This window comes from Mycobacterium sp. TH-M116 (genome assembly GCF_057473685.1).
In genome coordinates, this window is sequence record NZ_JBYCLC010000035.1 from 1 (window position 1) to 4,071 (window position 4,071).

At 67.0% G+C, this 4,071-nt stretch carries 3 protein-coding genes; all 3 read right to left on the reverse strand.

Features of this window, described 5'->3' with window-relative positions:
- A partial coding sequence (locus tag AC2VOK_RS01595) for a lysophospholipid acyltransferase (RefSeq protein ID WP_428898918.1) occupies nucleotides 1-1,145 on the reverse strand: 1,145 nt, incomplete at its 3' end.
- Nucleotides 1,142-2,968 carry a fatty acid--CoA ligase FadD11 gene (fadD11, locus tag AC2VOK_RS01600; RefSeq protein WP_428898919.1) on the reverse strand — a complete coding sequence of 609 codons (1,827 nt, stop codon included), beginning with the start codon at nucleotides 2,966-2,968 and terminating at the stop codon, nucleotides 1,142-1,144. The genes fadD11 and AC2VOK_RS01595, both read right to left, overlap by 4 nt.
- A 124-nt stretch (nucleotides 2,969-3,092) precedes the next feature.
- Nucleotides 3,093-4,071: helix-hairpin-helix domain-containing protein (locus tag AC2VOK_RS01605; RefSeq protein ID WP_428898920.1), on the reverse strand; the 979-nt coding region annotated here is incomplete at its 5' end.

Consider the following 4,071-nt stretch of genomic DNA (forward strand, 5'->3'; position numbering starts at 1 on the left):
TTGGTCAGGTCCGCCGCGCCGGCCACCGCCCAGTTGCGCGCCGCGATGTAGCTCGCCAGGGGTTGCACGGTGGCCAGAACTTCGTTGATCGACAAGGAGCGGTCCGCGCCCAGCAGCGCGAGGCTGACCACCGCGGTCGGCGTGACCGGCGTGGCCCGGTTGATGCGGTGCTCCACATCCAAGGCGATGCGTTCGATCTCGGTCCCGGTGCCCGACTCGTCGCCGCGCAGCTCCTCCAGACGCTTGCGCAGCGGCAGCGGCTCGCCGAAATCCAGGTACGCCCGGCCCAGCCGGTGACCCTGCTGGCGCGCGAGCCGAACCAGAAAGCGAAGGTCCTCGGGACGTTTGGCGGCCCCGTAGGCCTCGGTGGTCATGGCCTCGACCTCGTGCAACTGGTCATAGACGATGGACGTGGGAACCAGATACACCTCGGGGCCGTCGATTTCGTCGACGGCATCGGCAATGTAGCGCAGAATTCCGAACACCGGCGGTCGCAGCTTTCCGGTCCTGGTGCGTCCCCCTTCGATCGACCAGGTCAGGTTGGCGTGATTCTGCACCAGTTGCGCGGCGTAGGCCCGCAGCGCGAACCGGTAGACCGGGAGGTCTTTGGTCTGGCGGCGGATGAAGATCGCGCCGGTGTGCTTGGCCCATGCACCCATCGGGAAGAAGTTCAGATTGGCCCCGCCGAACGTCAGCGCCGGGGACAGGCGGCTGGCCATGATCACCTCGGGCAACAACATGCCGTCGAGGTAGGAACGATGCGAGAAGGCGAACGCCAGAGTCGCCTTGCGGTCCAGCCGGCGCAGCGCCGCGATCTGGTCCTCGTCGACGAGCACGTCGTAGGCGCGCATGAGCCAGCGGCTGAACCCGCGCCACGCTTGCACCGCGTGTTCATCCAGTGAAGCCGCCATCTCCCGCAGGTAGCCGGCGGCCTCGGCGCGTACGTCGTCAGGATCGCGTCCCAGCTCCGAGGCCAGCACGCCGAGCCGCCCGTCGTACCAGCGCGCGGCCAACAGCTGACTCACCTCGGTGGGGTCGGTTGCCAGTGGCGCGGTCGATTCGCCACGGATCCCGCTGCGCTGCAGGAGTTTCCGCACACCCACCCGGCCGAGTTCGCGTGCGGTCGTGGCCGCTCCCCCGCTCACGCCGGCTGCACCGTCTCGATGCGGGAGGGCTCGTGGACCTCAGGGGGCGGAGCGGACAGATAGAGTTCCTCGACCTCGGCCGCGTATTTCTCCATGATCGGCTTGCGCTTGAGTTTCATGGTCAGGGTGATCTCGTCGCCGCCCGGCTCCCACAGCGTCGGCAGGATACGGAAGCGCTTGACCTGCTCGACTCGCGACAATTTCGCATTGCCCTGCGCAACTCCCGCGGCGACCCGGGCGATGATCTCCGGGTGGGCGGCCAGCGCGGACGGTGAGGCGTCGAGCAGGCCGTGTTCGGCCGCGTAGGGGCCGACCGAGTCGGCGTCGAACACCAGCAGCGCGGTGTTGTAGGGCCGCCCGTCACCGATGGCGATCATCACTCCGATCATCGGACACGCGGCGAGAATGGTGTTCTCGATGTTGGCCGGCGACATGTTCTTTCCGGCCGCGTTGATGATCAGCTCCTTCTTGCGGTCGACCACCCGCAGGTAACCGTCCGCGTCGACGTCGATGATGTCGCCGGTGTGTAGCCACCCTTCGGCGTCGATCGCCTCGGCGGTCTTGGCCGGTTCCTTGCGATAGCCCTTCATCACCAGTGGACCGCGTACCAGGTACTCGCCGTCTTCGGCGATTTTGCCCTCCAGGCCGGGGAGCAGTTTGCCGACCGCACCCAGCCGCGCGTCACTCGGATGGCAGGTGCAGGCCACGCAGCTGAGCTCGGACATTCCCCACACCTCAGCGATGGGGATACCGATGCCGGCGAAGAACCCGAGCGTCTCCCGGGGGATCGGGGCCGCACCCGAAATCGCCCAGCGCAGCTCAGCGAAACCGATTCGCTCGCGCAGCGTGGACAGCACCAGCTCGTCAGCCCGTGCCCAGTCCGCCGCGAGGTCGCCGGACATGGGCTCACCGGCGAGTGCGGCGGCCGCGCGTGCGGCGGCCACCGACAGCGCCCATTGCAGGGCCCGCCGCGCGTCCTCGTCCGCTTCCTGATTGACGGCGAACTCGATTGCGGCCTTGAGCTTTTCCCACACCCGGGGCACCGCCCCCCAGATGGTCGGCCGCGCGTCGGGCAGCGCCGCGACAATGGCGCGGCCGTCGGACACGGCAGTGATTTGGGTGCCGAACATCTCTTGGAGGTAGAGGTTGCACATTCGGTCGGCGATGTGCGCCGAGGGCAGGAAAGAGGTCACCCGGTCCCCGAACCGGATCCCGAGCACCTCGTCGAGGGCATACCCCTCGAACAGCAGATTGGTGTGGGTCATCTCCACCCCCTTGGGGTTTCCCGTCGTCCCAGAGGTGTAGATAAGGGTGACGACGTCCTCGGGGCGCACGGCTCGCCATGCGGAGTCGAAGTCGAAGTCCGCGGGCGCAGCGGCGAACAACTCATTTACCGAGATGGTTCCGGCCGGCGCACCGTCGATACAGACGATGTGCTCGATGGACGCCCCGCTGGCGCGGATGCGCTCTACGTACTGCTCCTCGCAGATGACCACCTTGGTGGCCGCGTTGTCGAACAGGTACACCAGCTGCTCGGGGGGCAGCGTGTTGTAGACCGAGAATGACGTGGCGCCGGCGTGTTGGGCTCCCACTTCCAGGGGATAGAACTCGATCCGGTTGGCCATCATCAGCGACACCGTGTCGCCCCGCCTGACACCCAACCCCGCCAGGCCCGCGGCAACCCTGCGCACCTGGTCGGCATACTCCCGCCACGTCACTGTCCGGGTGTTGCCCGGCGTCCGCAGCGCGACGGCGCCCGGATCGATCGACGCGGTGCGCTGGAACGCCTCACACATGGTTGCCGGACGCTCGGTTGGCGTCATCTCGGTCCTCCTTGGCCGGCACACTATGGTCGACATCACAGTAGCGCCACGACATCGATCGTCGCCGCCGTCCGGATCACCGGTGATCGTCGGCGCCGGCGTGGCGGCTGAGCTCCGACGCGGCCTAACCGCCCAGACAACCCGGGCCGAGCAACTCCTTGAGGTCGCCCATCAACGCCGGCGATGTCGTCACCCGCAGCGACTGGTCCAACTCCAAAGTGGTGATGCGGTCCCCACTGATGAGCCGCAGGTGCACCTGCGAGGTTCCGGGATGACGCGCCAGCACCTGTTTGAGTGCGCTCACCTTGTCGACGGTGCACTGCCGGGTGGGCAGGCTGACCGACAGCGGCCGGTCCACCTGCGCGCTGGAGAAGTCGGGCACCACCAGTTCGTTGGCGATCAGGGCGATCCGGTCGTCGCGGATCGCCACCTTCGCGTTGACCAGCACCACCGCGTCGTCGGCGATGTCGGCGCCGTACGTGGAGTAGGCGTGCGGGAAGAACATCACCTCGATGCCACCCGTGAGATCCTCCAATTGCGCTGACGCCCAGGGCATCCCGTTCTTGTTCACCCGCCTGTTCACCGACGCGAGGATGCCGCCCACCCGTACCTGGGTCTCGTTGGGGACATCCCCGTCCAGGATGGCCGGGATCTGCGTGTCCACCTGGGCGGTCAGCAGGTGCGCAACCTTGTTCAGCGGATGCCCGGAGACGTACAGGCCCAGCATCTCCCGCTCGAGCGCCAGCTTGTGTTTGTCTTCCCACTCGTCCACGGGCACCTTGATGGTGAACACCGACTCGGTGCACCCGGTGTCGCCTCCGAACAGGTCGAATTGACCCATCGCCTCGGCCTTCTTGGTGCCCAGCACGGAGTCGACGGCGTCGGTGTGCACCAGGAACAGGCCCTTGCGGGCATGACCGAGCGAATCGAACGCGCCCGCCTTGATCAGCGACTCGGTGACTTTCTTGTTGCACGCCGCGATGTCGATCTTGTTCAGGTAGTCCGAAAAGTCGGTGAACTTCCCCTTCTCGCTGCGGGTCTTGATCAACGAACCGACCACGTTGGCGCCGACGTTGCGCACCGCGCCCAGCCCGAAGCGGATG